The sequence below is a fragment of the Clostridium formicaceticum genome, from assembly GCF_001854185.1.
GTDB classification, from domain to species: Bacteria; Bacillota; Clostridia; order Peptostreptococcales; family Natronincolaceae; genus Andreesenella; species Andreesenella formicacetica.
The window spans coordinates 197,011-213,450 of sequence record NZ_CP017603.1 but is presented as its reverse complement, the minus strand read 5'-3'; the positions used below and the strand labels follow the sequence as shown (position 1 = coordinate 213,450).

Sequence of the window (16,440 nt, the reverse complement as noted above, 5' to 3'; positions counted from 1 at the left end):
AAATAAACTAAATGCAGTAAAAAAGCCTTAGAGGAGACCTATTCTACCTTTATATTTGAAGGTATTAACTTCGTCAGATTTACTATTTTAAATTCAAAGAATTTGAAGAGTATTTGAATTTGCTTAAAAACAACTCTACAAAGAAAATTGTCGGGGTATATGGAATATATGCAAAAGGTACATTATAGGTTAGTACAATATTCCGGTAAATTGTTTAGCCTGAAGGATGTCATCAAAATTATCAAAGAAGGAATTGCTAAAGGAGGTAAACATATGAGTTCCTATATGCTTGGTTTTCAGGATATTGACAAAACAAAACTCATGGTTGTTGGAGGTAAAGGTGCGAACTTGGGGGAACTTTCCAAGATTGAAGAAATACGTGTACCAGATGGCTTTTGTATTTCTACTGAAGCTTTTAAAAGAATCATCGGGGAAACGTCTTCGATTAACGAATTACTTGATCAGTTAGCGCTTCTAAAGGTGGAAGACCGGGGTAAAATCGGTGAACTTAGCGGTGAAATTCGCAGGATCATCGAAGGGATAGCCATCCCTGAAGATATTAATGAAGACATCACTCGCCTTCTCTCCAGGCTTGGAGAAAAAAATGCCTATGCAGTACGATCCAGCGCAACTGCAGAGGATTTACCGACGGCCTCCTTTGCAGGCCAGCAGGATACGTATTTGAACATTATTGGAAAGAAGGCAATCCTAAAGCATATCAGCAAGTGCTGGGCATCGCTGTTTACCGAGAGGGCAGTAACTTACCGCCTTCAAAAGAGTTTCGACCACCGTAAAGTCCACCTGTCTGTGATTGTTCAGAAGATGGTCTCCCCGCAGGCGGCAGGGATTTTGTTTACTGCCGATCCCGTCACTTCTAATAGGAAGGTGTTATCCATTGATGCCAGCTTCGGACTTGGTGAGGCCGTGGTCTCCGGCCTGGTGAATGCTGATATCTATAAAGTACGTAACGGCAAGGTTATCAATAAGAAGATATCCACTAAGAAGCTGGCTATTTATGCCTTAAAAAATGGCGGTACGGAAGAACAGGAGATTGAACCTGAGCAGCAGAATAGGCAAGTGCTGACGGATGAGCAGATTTTGCAGCTTGGGCGCATAGGCAGAAAGATCGAAGAACATTTCGGTTGCCCCCAGGACATCGAATGGTGTTTGGTTGATGATACCTTTTACATTGTTCAAAGTCGACCAATCACAACTTTATACCCCATCCCTGAAGCGAATGATCAAGAAAATCACGTTTATGTATCTGTTGGTCACCAACAAATGATGACTGACCCCATGAAACCATTGGGAATGTCGATATTCCAGTTAACATCTTTTGGACCCAGGTTTAAAGCTGGTGGAAGGTTGTTTGTTGATGTTACACATACGCTGGCTTCACCTGACAACAGAGAAATTTTATTAGATACCATGGGACAACACGATCCCCTCATAAAAGACGCGCTCATGACCATAATGGAGCGAAGAGATTTCATAAAATCTTTACCAAATGATAAGAAAGAGCAGAGTCTCAGTAAAAGCAATAAAGGTATGTCGTCTGCGGGCTTTCAAGAACAAATCGAAAAGGATCCGACAATCGTTTCTGATTTGATGAAGCGTAGTCAAACATCGATAGAAGCGTTAAAACAAAACATCCAAACGAAATCAGGATCAGATTTATTTGATTTTATTCTAGAAGATGTCCAGCAATTAAAGAAGATTTTATTCGATCCACAAAGTTCCGGTGTGATTAAGGCTGCTACAGATGCTTCATCATGGATCAATGAAAAAATGAAGAAGTGGTTAGGTGAAAAAAACGTAGCAGACACGCTTTCTCAATCTGTACCAAACAATATTACTTCGGAAATGGGTCTGGAGCTATTGGATGTCGCAGATGTGATTCGTCCTTATCCAGAAGTAATTGATTATTTACAACATGTAAAAGATGATAACTTTTTAGATGAGCTGGTTAAGTTTGATGGTGGACAGGAAACCCAAGAAGCGATCTTGTCTTATCTCAACAAATACGGAATGCGATGTGTCGGAGAAATCGATATTACAAAAACTCGTTGGAGCGAAAAACCAGCTACACTTGCCCCTATGCTCCTTAGTAATATCAAAAACTTTGAGCCTAATGCCAGCAATCAGAAATTTGAGCAAGGACGGCGTGTCGCTTTGAAAAAAGAACAGGAATTATTAGATCGACTGAAGCAATTACCGGATGGGGAACAAAAAGCCAAACAGACAAAGCGAATGATCGACCTAATCCGGAATTTCAGTGGGTTTAGGGAATATCCAAAGTATGGCATGGTTAATCGCTACTTCGTTTATAAGCAGGCTTTACTGAAAGAAGCCGAACACCTGGTGCAAGCCAACGTTATTCATGAAAAAGAAGATATTCACTACCTCACTTTTGAAGAACTTCACGAAGCCGTACGCACAAATAAACTGGATTATCAGATCATCAGTAAACGAAAAGATGAGTACAAATTATATGAAAAACTAACTCCCCCACGTGTTATCACATCTGATGGTGAAATCATTGCAGGTGAGTACAACCGAGAAAATCTTCCAACCGAAGCTATTGTGGGTCTACCTGTTTCTTCTGGAGTTATAGAGGGAAGAGCACGTGTCATCTTAAACATGGAAGACGCTGATCTAGAAGATGGAGATATATTAGTCACTTCCTTTACTGACCCTAGCTGGACACCATTGTTTGTATCCATAAAAGGCCTAGTCACCGAAGTTGGTGGCCTGATGACCCATGGAGCAGTTATCGCCCGTGAATATGGATTACCAGCAGTTGTCGGAGTGGATAATGCTACCAAACTGATAAAAGATGGAGAGTGGATTCGCGTGCATGGAACAGAAGGGTATGTAGAAATCCTATAATGGGGAAGCTGTTGTCTTCTTTCTGGGGAGCTAAATAAGAGATGAAAACTAGGAAGGCGGCCCAATCAGGGCCGCTTTCTCAGAAGGAAAAAATAATTGCATGAGACAATTTCGCAATGTTGTCAATAGCTAAAGATTAGTCCTCCAAAGTTTCACATAACATTTTTAAAAAATTCAAGCAACAATATGCTTAGAGTTATTCAATCGGTCTACGGCTAATTTACAAAGAGTATAGGATAAGATGGAAAACTCAAAGTCGACTTTGGCTAGACTTCCTTGATGAGCGGATGCCTTCAGATTTACAAAGCGTTTCAATTGTAATACAATAAGCGTATAATGCAGAAGTATCTGGAAAGTTTCGTTCCAATATAAAAACTGTATCTAATTATCCTGCTGTGGGAGATTTTGTTATGATGGATCGAGTTACTGATAAAAGTGGGAATGCAATTATTCATCATATTCTAACAAGAAAAAGTGCTTTTATTAGAAAAGCTGCTGGACTGCAAATGATAAACAGATTGTGGCTTCAAATATAGATACTGTTTTTATCTGTATGTCCCTTAATAATGATTTTAATCTTCGTAGAATAGAGCGTTACCTTGGTATTACTTGGGATAGTGGAGCAAGTCCAGTTATAGTACTGACTAAATTTGACCTATGCAATAACATTTCTGAAAAGTTAACAGATTCAAGAGAAAATACCAGACAAGCTAAAATTAACCTTAGAAAATGCTTTTTCAAAGGGTTTTCAATTGGTCTTTGAAAAAGGAGAAGTATATATTGAAAAAACCTATAAAAAAGATCGAATCAAGCTGGAATATGATTTAAATAACTGTGCAATTGATAAAGATTTAAGTAAAAAGTATATTAAAAGACTAGATAAACAAGCCAACTATGCTAAAATGCTAAACACTTCCTTTACAGTTTTAGAAGGAGGGGTACTGGGCTTTCTTGGCATTGGTTTACCAGATATCCCTCTTTTTATAGCAGTGATTATGAGGACTATTTATGAAGTAGCCCTTAGTTATAGTATGATTATAAAAGTGATGAAGAAAAGGAATACATTCTCCTTATGATTTGTGGGGCGATGTCTCAGGGAGAAAAACAAAAAAAATTCAATGAACAGATAAATCGCCTGGGTAATCGAATGGATCAACAGATGGAAACTGAAATAGATTTAAAAGCACAAATGGCAGAGACGGCTGAGGTTTTAGCGGAGGCAATGCTAGTAGGAAAATTTGTCCAAGGCATTCCAGTTGTTGGGGCTATTGGAGGAGTAGTTAATTATACTATCATAAAAAAACAGGGAAATATACTGGTATAAAGTATAAAAAAAGATATTTGCTTAGGAAAGCTAGGGATAGAGAGTTATAGCAAGACAAAGCCAAAGGGCGTTTTGGTCATACCAATGACAGTGTATTTAACACATCCGTTGAAAAACTGTTTGAATTTACCAATTGAATATAAAAAATATGCGAGGAGATTTGCTATGAAGAGTTTAATAAAAAAAATATTTTTTGTTGTATTTTGTTTTTTTATATTAATTTTATTTGTAGGGTGTACAATTACAGATGTAACTAACGAAGCGTTGGAAACAACGGATATTTATAATAAGTCCTTAGACGCTGTGAAAGCTGCTAATTCTTATGATTATGAGATTGCATCTAAAGAGTTTATACAAATGGTACTACCTCCAAACCCTTCAGAAGGGGGTATTTTAGATGAAGAATCAAACTCCATTGAAAAGTCAGAAACAGAAACTCTTATAAGAGGTAAATTAATACAAAAACCTTTATCCTTAGAAATGATTATGAAAATGAATGTACTTGATCAGCAGGATGCACTTGAGTCACCAGCCACAGATTTAGACAGTAACAGTATAGAATTAAAAATATATATGTTGGAAGGGAAACAATACTCATATTTCTCATCCTGGGGTGCCTGGGCTGTTCAGGATCTTAGAGAGATAGATATAGATTGGGAGAACCTTGAGAGTATAAATAAGCGAAGCAATCCTATGTATTTCCTAAACCTATTAGAGAATGATTTAGCTAGAGAAGCTGTTTTAGAAACAGATGAGCAACATTACATATTATCTCTGCAAAATGATGAAGATGAATTTATAAGAAGAATTATGGAGGATATATTGGGTTATGATACGGCTATCTATGAGGATATAGATGCAGCTCTTGATGATATCCAGCTTTCTGAACCGAATTATAAAATTTGGATTGATAAAGAGACTTACCTTCCTACAAAGTCCTATTTCAAATATAAACTTACTACAGACATTGGTGAGTATACTGATATAAGAGTACATGAATCAGAGCTTTCTTATAGGAATTTTGGAGCTATTGATAAAATTGAGATTCCAGATGAGGCAAAAAATGCAATAAACATGGAGGAGCTTTTGAAAGACAATATTTAGAATTAAAGAATGAGAATATAAAGATTAGGCAAAAGCCGATTTTTGAGTATAACCAATATGGTAAGCCCTATCTTAAAGATTTAGAATGCATTTTCAATTTAAGTCATTTTTTCCAGTAGAATGAAAGGCAGAAAGAGCTGAAGTGAAAAAGAAGCTGCAAATTTAGCAAAGATTATTGCATTAAAGCTTATACTTGGCACATACATTTTAATATTTATGTTTGCAAAAGTCAAATATATATGTTATTATATTAATGATTTGAAAAGAATGGAGGATTGCTTAAAAATGTGTGGAATATTTAGATCTCGATTTTATACTTTATGTAACTAATTGAATAGTGCTTAAAGGATCTACCTATGTGTAGAGTAATCGGGATTGGTCTGCCTGTTTTTAAGAAAACCTTATTAACGATGAATAAATTTATATAAAACGTTAAGAAGGAGGGAGAAATCTACCCTCTTTTTGCATGCCTAAAAATAGAATTAGAATCAATAAGAAATTTCACTATTATAATATCAATAAGCCTAAAACTATGACTATTTTTGCATGCTTGTTTAACTGCAGATTTATTAAGTTTAGCAAGTATGTATCTGTATAAAGAATAATAGTACTTGTTTTTTGCTTATTTAAAAATTCTATTGAAAAATTTTCTTGAAATGACCATACATCTAATATATAAGAACAACTTGTTTTTATAACGAGGCAAGTGGTTCCTATTTTGTTATATATTATCCGTTTACTCAATGCACAGGTAGCCAACCTGTGCTTTTTTAATTGGATAAAAAAACAAGTAAGAAAGAGGAGGACAATATGTATTATATTTTCATGTAATCCTTTGGACGAACCAAGCAACTATTTGGATCTAATCAGCTTGAGGCTTTAGAGATGCTGATGAAGGAGTATGCCGGTACAATTATATTTATCAGTCATGATAAAAGGCTAATTGACAATGTTGCTGATGTAATTCATGAAATTAAGGTCAAAAAATTGTGCAAATAAAATAGCAAGTGGAGACCCGTACAGCTTTTAAGACAGGAGCGAAGTAATGAAAATAAAAGGGAAAAAGAAAATCTTAAATACTAATTTCGTATTGTTCTTACTTGGCAGAATGATATCTGATATAGGCAATAGTGTACAAATGATGATTATGCCACTATATATTATAGACGCTGGAGGCTCAGCAGCTACAATTGGACTATTTTCCTTCTTGTCACTGCTACCAGCATTGATCATCTATCCCTTTGCAGGAGTTATTGGAGATAGGATGAATAGAAAAATGATTATGGTAGTAACAGACTTGATTAGTGCAGGTGTCATATTAGCGTTGGGACTTTTCTCATATTGGGGGTTCATGAGGATTTCTTTATTATTAATAGTTCAGGCAGTGATTTCCTTATTGAACGGTTTGTTTGAACCAGCTACAAGGGGAATGTTACCTCAACTTGTTGATAAAGAGGAGCTGACACAAAGCAATTCTACCGTTGCATCTATGAGGAGTATATCAATTCTGCTAGGACCAGTGATAGGCACAGTTTTGTACGCTAATTTCGGGATTACGATAGTTTTTTTGATTAATGGAATTTCATTTCTCTTGTCGGGAGCCAGTGAGATGATGATTCAGTATGTTCATGTAAAACGTCAAAGAACAGAGGGAATGAAGGGGATTGTCAATGATCTACTGGAAGGTATTCAATTCATTATGAAAAACAAGATTATTCGTAATATGTGTTATTTCTTTTTAGTGATCTACTTTGTCCTACAACCGATTTTTAGTGTTATTCTACCATTGTTTTTTAAGACGAATTTACAATATTCTGATACTCAATATGGGTATTTACAAACAATCATTATATTAGGTGCGTTACTAGGAAGTGTGGTAGTAGGAGCTTGGTTTGGAAAAGAGGGGCAAATAACAAAACCCTTTACAATTGGTAGTGGTATACTTTTAGGAACAATGTTAATGTTTTCTATTTTACTTTTCCCAAAGAGTTTAGCTGCGCTGGGAAATGATACAATACTATACTTGGTTTTATTGGCAGGAGTGCTAAGCCTTTTTAGTTTTGCCAACATATTTATATCTGTTCCTATGCAAACCTATATACAAAGCGAAACACCAGATGAATATATGTCTCGGGTATTTTCTTTAGTCAGTATGATTTCTAGAGGGGGCATGCCCCTTGGTGCGTTAGTATATGGAATTGTTCTTGAATGGGTTGAAATGCATTGGACAGTATTGATGGCTGTTCTATTGATGATCGTGATTTGCAATGTATTCATATCTTTGTTAATAAAGGATTACAAAATGCAAAGATCATATTAATATTTAAAAAGATGTATCAATATAAAAATAAGATGATAAGGACGTGAAGATATATGAGTAAAACAAAAAAAGAAGTCATTGAAATAACTAAAAAGCATGGTTTGCATATGAAGGAGGATACTTTCGTATTTGAAGAATCAGGACTTGATTTTCAAGTTGTTTTTGCTGCTGATCAAGAGGGCAATGATTGGGTGTTACGTTTTCCGAGACGTGAAGATGTTATTTCCAAAACAAAAGATGAGAAGAATATACTAGACCTTGTCAATCAATGTAGTACGACATTTCAAGCTCCAAATTGGGTTGTTTATTCAGATGAGTTAATTGGTTACAAGAAATTAAATGGTATACCTGCGGGGGCAATAAACCTTGAAATACAAGGATATGTTTGGGTATTTGATGAAAAGAATATACCAGAAGTTTTTCATCGGAGTCTAGGAAAAGCACTGGTATCATTGCATAGTATTCCAAAAGAAAAGGCGATTGAAGCCGGATTAATTGTGCATGCACCAGAAGAAGCAAGAGAATCAATGAAAAAGCGCATGGAAGCCGTGAGAGAAAGGTTTGGAGTAGGAGATGCTCTATGGAATCGATGGCAAGCATGGTTGAATGATGAAGAGATGTGGCCAAAGAAAACGGGATTAATCCACGGAGATCTGCATCCGGGACATATCTTAGTTGATAAAGCTGGAAATGTAACGGGGTTAATTGATTGGACTGAAGCAAAGGTATCAGATATGTCTAATGATTTTGCTGCTTATTATAAATTATTTGGAAAAGATGGATTGAATTCTCTTATAAATGCATACAAAGAAGCTGGAGGATATTTTTGGCCAAAGATGAAAAAGCATATTATAGAATTAGTTGCTGCGGAGGCAGTTGCAATTGCTGAATTTGCTATCAGGTCTGGCCTTGAGGAATATGAAGAGATGGCGAGACAAACCTTAGAGGTGAATGAAATATAGGGTGGAAATAGATATGTATTGATTTAATTTATCTTTATAAAAGTTAACTTTGGGAGACCCCCCGTATACAATTCCCCTTAAATTCAAGAGAGGATTAGGGGGGCCTACTCCCTACTTTTATGCGTTGAATATCCACGCAATTGTTTCAGGTATAGACGGAGAACTTTGGTTTATAGAGTGGGGAAGTAACTAAATTGGAAGAGTTACACCTAGTGAAAAGATTGTAGCGTATGAATTCCTTGGTGGAACTAGAAGGAAGAAAAGATATTTAATAATATTGAAAAGCTAACATCAGGAGATGGGTTGGATTGCTTAATATAATATTTAAATGCTGATGGATATTTAAAAGAATAAACCTACATAACTGGGCAAGAAATGTCGGATGGATAGTTTTAGTTTCTGCTATTCTATTGATAAGAGGAGGTCATAAAAATGGATTCGCTTAAAAGAATGAACGAAGCACTTAGTTGTATTGAAGAAAATCTTACGAATGATATTGACTTAAAAGAAGTTGCAAGGATAGCTTTATGTTCTGAATATCATTTTCAAAGAATGTTTTCTTTTCTTGCAGGGGTTACGCTATCAGAATACATTCGACGTAGACGCCTTACCCTTGCAGCCTTTGAGTTAATCAATAGTGATATAAGGGTAATTGATATAGCCATTAAATACGGATATAGCTCACCAGATTCCTTTACTAGAGCTTTTCAAAGCTTACATGGCTTAACACCATCGGAAGCTAGAAGTAATGGTAAACCCTTGAAAGCCTATCCAAGAATGACCTTCCAATTATCAATTAGAGGAGATAATGAAATGAATTATCGTATTGAAGAAAAAGAAGGATTTAGGATTGTTGGAATCATGAAGCGGGTTCCCCTAATCTTTAATGGAGTAAATCCAGAAATTGCAGCTATGTGGGAGAGTTTAAATGAGGAGATCATCGATAGACTTAAAAAGCTTTCTAATGTTGAACCTCAGGGATTGATCAGTGCATCCACAAATTTCTCTGAGGGTAGAATGGAGGAAAGGGGAGATTTAGATCACTATATAGGCGTTGCCACAACTAATGAGTGTCCAGGGAACTTGACACAGCTTGAGGTCCCTGCCTCAGCATGGGCTGTGTTTACGGCAGAAGGGCCCTTCCCAGAATCCCTACAGGATGTATGGGGACGAATCTACTCCGAATGGTTCCCATCCTCTAACTATGAACAGGCAGAGGGACCAGAAATACTGTGGATCGAAGAGAAAGATCTAACTTCACCAAATTGTAAAAGTGAAATATGGATACCAGTTATTAAAAAGAAATGAGTTTTATATTCTCCCAGACGAAAGGTTTGGGAGAATTTTTTATTTTAGATTACCTTAATGAAAAATGAAGCAAACTATTCTAACCATTACTTTATTAGGAATTTATATAATTATATTACTTAAAAAGCTTAGGTGGTTGACTATAATAACAAACTAATATATAATATGTTTATATTAACAATAGACGAAAGGAGTAATTGATGTGGAAATTGACAAACTTTCTATAGAAGAGCTTAAGAAGGGATATAGATTTAATATAGATACTAATTCCTACATTTGCAATACTTGTAAAAAGGTATTTGAAGTGGGGGAAATTTATTCTTTTGATGGTAGATTTTTTGAAGCATCTCGTGCAGTTAAAATACATGTTGAGATGGATCATAGGGACAATTTAAAGCATTTGCTTTATACAGAATCTAAGTATAATACACTTACAGATAATCAGAAGGAATTATTATTTTTGATGTATTCGGATGTAGCTGATAAAGAAATTGCAAAAATACTTGGGATTTCTTCCTCAACAGTAAGACATCAAAGATTTATGTTTCGTGAAAAAGCAAAACAGGCGAAAATGTATTTGGCTATCTACGAGCAAGTAATGGAAAAAAAGTCATCGACTGATGAGATGATTGTACCCATTCATAGTAATGCAGTCATGGTTGATGATCGCTATGTTACTACAGAAAAAGAAAAAGAGCAAATATTGAAAACTGCATTTGAAAGTTTATCTCCTTTAAGATTAAAAACATTCCCTAAAAAAGAAAAGAAAAAAATTGTAATTTTGACAAAAATATCAGAACAGTTGGAGCATGGAAAACGTTATACTGAAAAAGAGTTAAATCAGATATTAAAGGAAATTTATGACGATTATGTAGTGATTAGACGGTACCTGGTTGACTATGGATTTATGGAAAGGACGAATGATTGTAAAGAATATTGGTTGAAATAGAAAGAAGTATCTAATTATTGAAGGAAAAGAGGTATTTCTAATTGAAAAGGCAAAGGATAGAAATGCGAATTTTTTATACAATGCACCTACGTTTGTAATCGTTTCTCACTTAAAAGATAATGGAAATGCCATGCCAGATTCTGCATTGGCAATAGGTAATATGATGCTGGCTGAATCAGCTACCAGGGATGACGAATTTACCTCATCCATAAAATATTTTCATACCAACTGTTTGATTATGTTTTACGCCTATATTCGGTAAAAGCAAAATCAACTTGTTTAAACAAACGGAAGAAAGTATCAGTGTATTCCGTTTGTTTTTTTATTTTAATTATTAGTTGAAGAAAATAGAGATTAACAATTTAAGGTTAAAATCATACAGTATTAGTAATCTTGTAAAATGTATGTGAAAGGATTGGTTAGATTGAATGAATCGTTACTGGATTTACTTAGGGAGGGCGGGCATGTACTGTATGCTAGGCATGGAGAAGCAACCGTTGGAATAGATCAACCTTATTTAAATTTTTGGTACTGTTTTACTCAAAGAAATCTTTCAGATAGGGGAAGAAGACAGGCGGTTTACTATGGAGAAATTCTCCGCAGTTTGCAAATTCCTATTAGTTATCCCGTCATAGCCAGTCCCTTTTGTAGAACCATAGAAACAGCACAATTGGCTTTTGGGTGGCCAAGCGTGCAGGTTGATCCGTTTTGGTTTGAAACTTATAGGTTGAGTGGAAATTTATCTAATGCTGAACAAAAAAGGATATTAGATACCCTTAAGGCAAAGTTAGAAATCAAACCGCCACAGGGAAGCAGTAAGGTTATTATTGCCCACAGTTTTCCAGAAGGGATTGGCTTGGGTCCAATACCAAACATGGGAACAGTAATTGTTAAACCGAGAGGGCAGGGAAACGGTTATGAAATTATTAGTAAATTATCCTTGTTAGATTTAGCAAATTTGTCTAGGTAGTTTAAGAGATATATGGACAATCAGAGTTTGTTATACACGAATCCAAAAAAGTGAATCAGAATAGAGTTTTCAAAGACGCATTGATTAACTCTACAATTACATTAGAGATTTCAAGGATATACAAGGTTTTATAGAGTATATGACAGAAGAGAGTGAGGATAAGTGACTAGAGCACAATCCTAGAAAGAGATATACTGATGAAGAATTAGAAAAAACAATATCTTTATGAGTAGATATATCCATACTGTATACTTTAGATATAGAGGTTAGAGGTAACATGCTTAAAAGCATAAAAGAGTCAGCCGGTGCAAGCAATAGACAATTATCAAGGGTACTAAAAATAGGAAGAGGTATACTAGATAAAATTAAGTAATACTAGTGGCAAACAAAACGTCCCTATGGTTCCTAAACAAAACGTCCCTATGGTTCCTATTTGAAGGGTGAAGAATTAACGCGACACTTAGAAATGCTGGTTAACCACTTTAATGAAATTGCTAAGCCAGAGGAAGGACGCTTCATTGATAAACAATAAATGGTGAAATAAAGGATAAAAGGTCTAAATAAATCAACAGTTAAGCTAATTATTTGTCAACAGTCTATTACATAATAGATAATTGTTAGAGTAATACTATCTAGGAGAGAAAATAATTAAAATACAGCTTTGTAAAATAAAAGCAAAGGGAGGAAGCAATATGGGTATTTTAGATGGCAATCAAAAGCATGAGCCCATGCATTATGGTGAAGTATTTGGCGCTTGGAGCTACTTAATGGCTGCACAATCAGGTCTGGCAGCAAGTCAGGTAGCGGCTAATCATGCAGGTGATGAAGATTTAAAGAAATTTTTACAAGATTACATCAATAATGTAAAGAAGCAAGAGATTCAACAGTTAGAAGAATTATTAAAGGCTAATGGTGTTGGATTACCACCAGCACCTCCAGAACGTCCTGTGGCAAATATTGAAGATATTCCTCCAGGAGCTAGAATGATGGATCCTGAAATTGCCAATGCTACCGCTCAGCTTATTTCAGCTGGTCTAATATCCTGTAGTACAATGATGGGATCTATTACTAGGGAAGATATTGGGATGATGTTTGCTCAATTCCATGCCCAAAAAGCTCAATATGGAGGTATGCTTCTAAAGCTATTAAAGGAAAAAGGATGGTTAATTCCTCCACCATTACACAACCCAAGGAATCGCGGATAGTAGGAGAGCCATATAAAGAAATTGAAAAAAATGAGTAATACAACAACAGCTCTATTGGTTAAGTTGCTTATGACTTTTGTTGCTGCATGGTTAACCCTAGGCTTTATGGATGGCAACCCATTCATATGGGTAGCAACTGTAGCAGTAATAGGTACAGCATTAAACTATATACTAGGAGACTTAGTGGTATTACCAAACCTAGGGAATGTCATCGCTTCTATTGGCGATGGTGTGATGGCAGCGCTGGTTGCCTATATAATAGTATTATTTACAGTAAATTTTAATACTATTTGGGGTATACTGATAGGATTTGCAATCATTGTAGTGGTAGTAAAATTCTTTTTTCATATGTGTCTACAATGTGATGACAAAGTGGCACCAAAGGAAAGGTAAAAGCAATGATAAAGGAAGATGTCAAATCTTCCTTTATCATTGTGTTAGGATGGCCTATAGTTTAAATAGCATAAGGATATCATTCATTAGTGGTATTACTTTTTTATAGTAATTAAAAATGATAAACAAGAAAAAGCTTTGGAACTAAAAGTTCAAGGCTTAAGTTATAAGGTGGACAGATTCTATTGGAATTAACATCTAGTTTATTTAATTAGAGTCAGTTGCGTAGTTAGGATCGTTAAAGCTTGGTGGTACAGGGTTCGGAGATGTAAAGTGTCTACCTGGTGAAGATAAATCAAAATAAAGCTTTGAATCAGGAGTCACTCCGAAATTTCTGGGATAAGTATTGTAGACTGGCTTTAGGTTCTCCGTCAGCTCCCCCAAATTGTTCCTGTAGTAATGTAGCATATTGGAGGTTAGGCCCTTCAACCTTTACTTCTCGAAATAATTTTTTTATCATATTTAAACAGCTGTAACACACCTGCTATAGCATCTTTATAAATTGACTTTTCTATGCTAAGACTATAAAAATGCTTGTTCTACTCGATCCCATACTTCCCATCTGTTTCTTGCTTAACATTTCTTCTAGATACATAAAGGTTCTGAGATGAATCTACCCCAGCATAAAATACATCCTTCACATCTTCTATTCCATATAATTTAAGCTGACTCAATAACCATTCTCTCAAAATCACCTTCTACGCATTTATAATGTGCAGAAGAAATTTTTTAGAGTGTCCTGATATCGAGCGATGTTAGAAGATAGGACGATTTTCCTCTGTATATTAGGAAATCGCTGTTTAACATGGATTTTAAAAACTGATTGTTAGAATAACGAACATGGACAAGCTAATAATAATTTTTCGTAAAAAGAATTTAATCTTAATTAAATAATATTTTTATGTAGGCTTTGTTCAAAAAAAACATTCATGTATGAATTTTAGGACAATTTTGAAGATTTGGCATACTAATTGCTGTACATTTAAATAGGGATCCCAAAAGCTTTTACATTTTTTAAGGAGACAGAAAGAGATAAAACAATATTTTATGGCTTACTACTATTTAAGGGGAGGGTGATAAATGATTTAGGTACCAGGATCCATTGGAATATGAGGTTATGGTGAGTATCAATATAATTTTAAGGAGGTAATTTTTAATGAGATTGAAGGAAAAGATTGCGATTGTAACAGGTGCAGGACGTGGAATCGGTAGAGCGATTGCTTTAAGATTGGCGCAAGAGGGAGCTACTGTTGTAATAAATGATATTAACAAAGAAAATTTATATAAAGTGAAGGAAGAGATTCAGCAGTTAGGACAAAAAACCACGGCAATTGTGGGAGATGTCAGTAATCCAGTAGATGTGGATGGTATAGTGAATCAAACAGTAAAAGCGTATGGGAAATTGGATATTATGGTGGCAAACGCAGGAATAGCCAGTGTCAAATTTAGTGTAGAAATGACACCAGAGGAATGGGATAAAATTTTTGCGGTAAACTGCAGAGGGGTTTTTCTATGTGATACAGCTGCAGCGAAGCAGATGATGAAACAAAAAAGTGGTAAGATCATTAACTGTGCCAGTATTGCTGCCCACTCTGGTTTTAATTTGCTGGCTGCCTACAGTGCTTCTAAGTTTGCTGTGCGGGGATTTACCCAGGCATTGGCGAAGGAACTTGGACCCCATGGTATTCAAGTAAATGCCTATTGTCCAGGGATTGTAGGAACAGATATGTGGGATTTAATTGATGCAAAGATGGGGCCCTATTTAGGGATGGCAAAAGGAGAAGTATTGAAGGAATACACCAAGCTTATTACATTGGGTCGGGTACAGACACCTGAAGATGCAGCCTGTTTTGTAGCCTATGTGGCATCCAGTGATGCGGATTATATGACTGGGCAATCTGTCATGATCGATGGTGGTGTTGTAATGAGTTAGAGCAGGACTAATGTATTCAATGTAAAAAAAGGAGGCGAAAAAATCATGGAACCATGGAGTATCAATACACTGTTATTGGTTTTAGCAGGTGGTATTTTCGGGGCAGCGATGGGAACCCTATGGGCGGTTATTATTTGTGCATTAATCATTATCTTTGGCAGTTTAATCGTCTTAGGGGGAGGGGCTGATTTTATACTGCTACAGGTTGGAGTGGGTCCTATATTTGGACCTCATACCGGTAGTTTTGCTGCACCTATTGCCGCCGCCTGTTATGCTGCCTATATAAAAAAGCACCCCAGTGGATCAGCGAAGGATATATTGTCCCCTCTATTGGACACCTCTTGGGATGTATTGCTGGTTGGAGGCATCTTTGCCCTATTGGGGCACATTTTATTAAATGTAGCTGCTGCCATCCCGGTATTGAATCAGTCGGATATGTTGGCGGTAAGTGTGGTGGGTACCAATATACTAGCACGTCTATTTTTCCAAAAAGAAGCGCCATGGGGTCGTAGGGAATCTATAGACGAACATGGCTATTTAGGAACAAATAACTATAGGATTTCCTGGGCTGGATGGCAGGCACCAATACCCTTTCGTATACTACTGGGATTATCTATTGGTTTAATGTCAGGTGGTATTGCGTGGGGATTACAGCAGCAGGTGAATCCATTGGCTGAAGGTGGAATAATAAGTGCTGGGGCTGCCGCTACTGTACCATTGATTATACCATGGGCTATTGCCATTTTTGCTTTAATACCACTTATGCTGGGAACAGGGCCACTCCAAAAAGTACCTGTATTCCATTGTGTAGCCATCTTGGGGGCACTTGGCTATTTATACACCGATTCTATTGTTATGGCTGGTTTAGCTGGGATTTTAGGAGCATTTCTACAGGAGTTGGGGGCTAGGATGTTTTTCAATCATGGAACTACCCATATTGATCCACCTGCAGTGGGCATTGCTATAGGCACTTTCATTATCAATCTATTATTTAAACCTCAATTTTTAAACTTAATGACCTTTTTTACTAAATAAGAATTTGCTTTTTATCTTCTAAAATATAATATTATATTTTGGGTAAGT

Annotated in this window: 17 protein-coding genes and 1 pseudogene; 15 read left to right on the top strand and 3 right to left on the bottom strand. The window is 36.0% G+C overall.

Annotated elements, in window-relative coordinates:
- The first annotated feature begins 273 nt into the window (after nt 1–273).
- Nucleotides 274–2,889, top strand: a complete 2,616-nt coding sequence (gene ppsA / locus BJL90_RS00945; RefSeq protein ID WP_070963495.1) for a phosphoenolpyruvate synthase — start codon at nt 274–276, stop codon at nt 2,887–2,889.
- Nucleotides 2,890–3,063: 174 nt separating this feature from the next.
- On the opposite strand, the pseudogene BJL90_RS23240 reads toward ppsA, so the two are convergent.
- Nucleotides 3,064–3,204, bottom strand: a pseudogene (locus tag BJL90_RS23240) (IS5/IS1182 family transposase); the annotation flags it as partial.
- Nucleotides 3,205–3,299: 95 nt separating this feature from the next.
- Between BJL90_RS23240 and BJL90_RS23315 the strand changes: the two are divergent.
- From BJL90_RS23315 to BJL90_RS00895, 12 genes are all read left to right on the top strand, one after another.
- Nucleotides 3,300–3,425 carry a hypothetical protein gene (locus BJL90_RS23315; protein WP_472235029.1) on the top strand — a complete coding sequence of 42 codons (126 nt, stop codon included), beginning with the start codon at nt 3,300–3,302 and terminating at the stop codon, nt 3,423–3,425.
- A complete protein-coding gene (rsgA, locus tag BJL90_RS23310) occupies nt 3,410–3,652 on the top strand; it encodes a GTPase RsgA (RefSeq protein ID WP_472235027.1) in 243 nt (80 codons plus the stop codon). The genes BJL90_RS23315 and rsgA overlap by 16 nt, the downstream gene beginning before the upstream one ends.
- On the top strand, nt 3,576–3,965 hold the full coding sequence (locus BJL90_RS22945; protein ID WP_081562160.1) for an EcsC family protein: 390 nt from the start codon (nt 3,576–3,578) through the stop codon (nt 3,963–3,965). The genes rsgA and BJL90_RS22945 overlap by 77 nt, the downstream gene beginning before the upstream one ends.
- On the top strand, nt 3,962–4,213 hold the full coding sequence (locus BJL90_RS22940; protein WP_070963491.1) for an EcsC family protein: 252 nt from the start codon (nt 3,962–3,964) through the stop codon (nt 4,211–4,213). Before BJL90_RS22945 ends, BJL90_RS22940 begins: the two co-directional genes overlap by 4 nt.
- A gap of 165 nt (nt 4,214–4,378) precedes the next feature.
- The gene (locus BJL90_RS00930; protein ID WP_070963489.1) at nt 4,379–5,317 is read left to right on the top strand and encodes a DUF6612 family protein; all 939 of its coding nucleotides are present in this window, start codon (nt 4,379–4,381) and stop codon (nt 5,315–5,317) included.
- A 1,045-nt stretch (nt 5,318–6,362) separates the two neighbouring features.
- Nucleotides 6,363–7,637 (top strand): MFS transporter, encoded by a 1,275-nt coding sequence (locus BJL90_RS00925; protein ID WP_070963488.1) that lies wholly within the window; start codon nt 6,363–6,365, stop codon nt 7,635–7,637.
- Nucleotides 7,638–7,690: 53 nt separating this feature from the next.
- Nucleotides 7,691–8,599, top strand: a complete 909-nt coding sequence (locus BJL90_RS00920; RefSeq protein ID WP_070963487.1) for a macrolide 2'-phosphotransferase — start codon at nt 7,691–7,693, stop codon at nt 8,597–8,599.
- 432 nt (nt 8,600–9,031) lie between these two features.
- Complete coding sequence (locus BJL90_RS00915; RefSeq protein WP_070963485.1) at nt 9,032–9,907, top strand: AraC family transcriptional regulator; 876 nt, start codon at nt 9,032–9,034, stop codon at nt 9,905–9,907.
- 202 nt (nt 9,908–10,109) lie between these two features.
- Entirely contained in the window at nt 10,110–10,856 is a 747-nt protein-coding gene (locus BJL90_RS00910) for a DUF2087 domain-containing protein (RefSeq protein WP_070963483.1), read from the top strand.
- A gap of 424 nt (nt 10,857–11,280) precedes the next feature.
- Nucleotides 11,281–11,826, top strand: coding sequence for a histidine phosphatase family protein (locus BJL90_RS00905; RefSeq protein WP_070963481.1), 546 nt, complete (start codon nt 11,281–11,283; stop codon nt 11,824–11,826).
- Between the two features lie 692 nt (nt 11,827–12,518).
- A complete protein-coding gene (locus BJL90_RS00900; protein WP_070963480.1) occupies nt 12,519–13,031 on the top strand; it encodes a DUF3231 family protein in 513 nt (170 codons plus the stop codon).
- Nucleotides 13,032–13,061: 30 nt separating this feature from the next.
- The gene (locus tag BJL90_RS00895) at nt 13,062–13,424 is read left to right on the top strand and encodes a DUF2512 family protein (protein ID WP_070972873.1); all 363 of its coding nucleotides are present in this window, start codon (nt 13,062–13,064) and stop codon (nt 13,422–13,424) included.
- A 313-nt stretch (nt 13,425–13,737) separates the two neighbouring features.
- Here the strand turns inward: BJL90_RS00895 and BJL90_RS21295 are convergent, their stop codons facing one another.
- Together BJL90_RS21295 and BJL90_RS22490 are read right to left on the bottom strand one after the other, a co-directional pair.
- Complete coding sequence (locus BJL90_RS21295) at nt 13,738–13,884, bottom strand: manganese catalase family protein (RefSeq protein ID WP_081562159.1); 147 nt, start codon at nt 13,882–13,884, stop codon at nt 13,738–13,740.
- A 79-nt stretch (nt 13,885–13,963) separates the two neighbouring features.
- Nucleotides 13,964–14,113, bottom strand: coding sequence for a hypothetical protein (locus tag BJL90_RS22490; RefSeq protein ID WP_156778680.1), 150 nt, complete (start codon nt 14,111–14,113; stop codon nt 13,964–13,966).
- Between the two features lie 467 nt (nt 14,114–14,580).
- Between BJL90_RS22490 and BJL90_RS00890 the strand changes: the two genes are divergently transcribed.
- Nucleotides 14,581–15,357 (top strand): glucose 1-dehydrogenase, encoded by a 777-nt coding sequence (locus BJL90_RS00890; RefSeq protein ID WP_070963479.1) that lies wholly within the window; start codon nt 14,581–14,583, stop codon nt 15,355–15,357.
- A gap of 45 nt (nt 15,358–15,402) precedes the next feature.
- Nucleotides 15,403–16,392 (top strand): DUF7973 family transport facilitator, encoded by a 990-nt coding sequence (locus tag BJL90_RS00885; protein ID WP_070963477.1) that lies wholly within the window; start codon nt 15,403–15,405, stop codon nt 16,390–16,392.
- Nucleotides 16,393–16,440 lie beyond the last annotated feature (48 nt).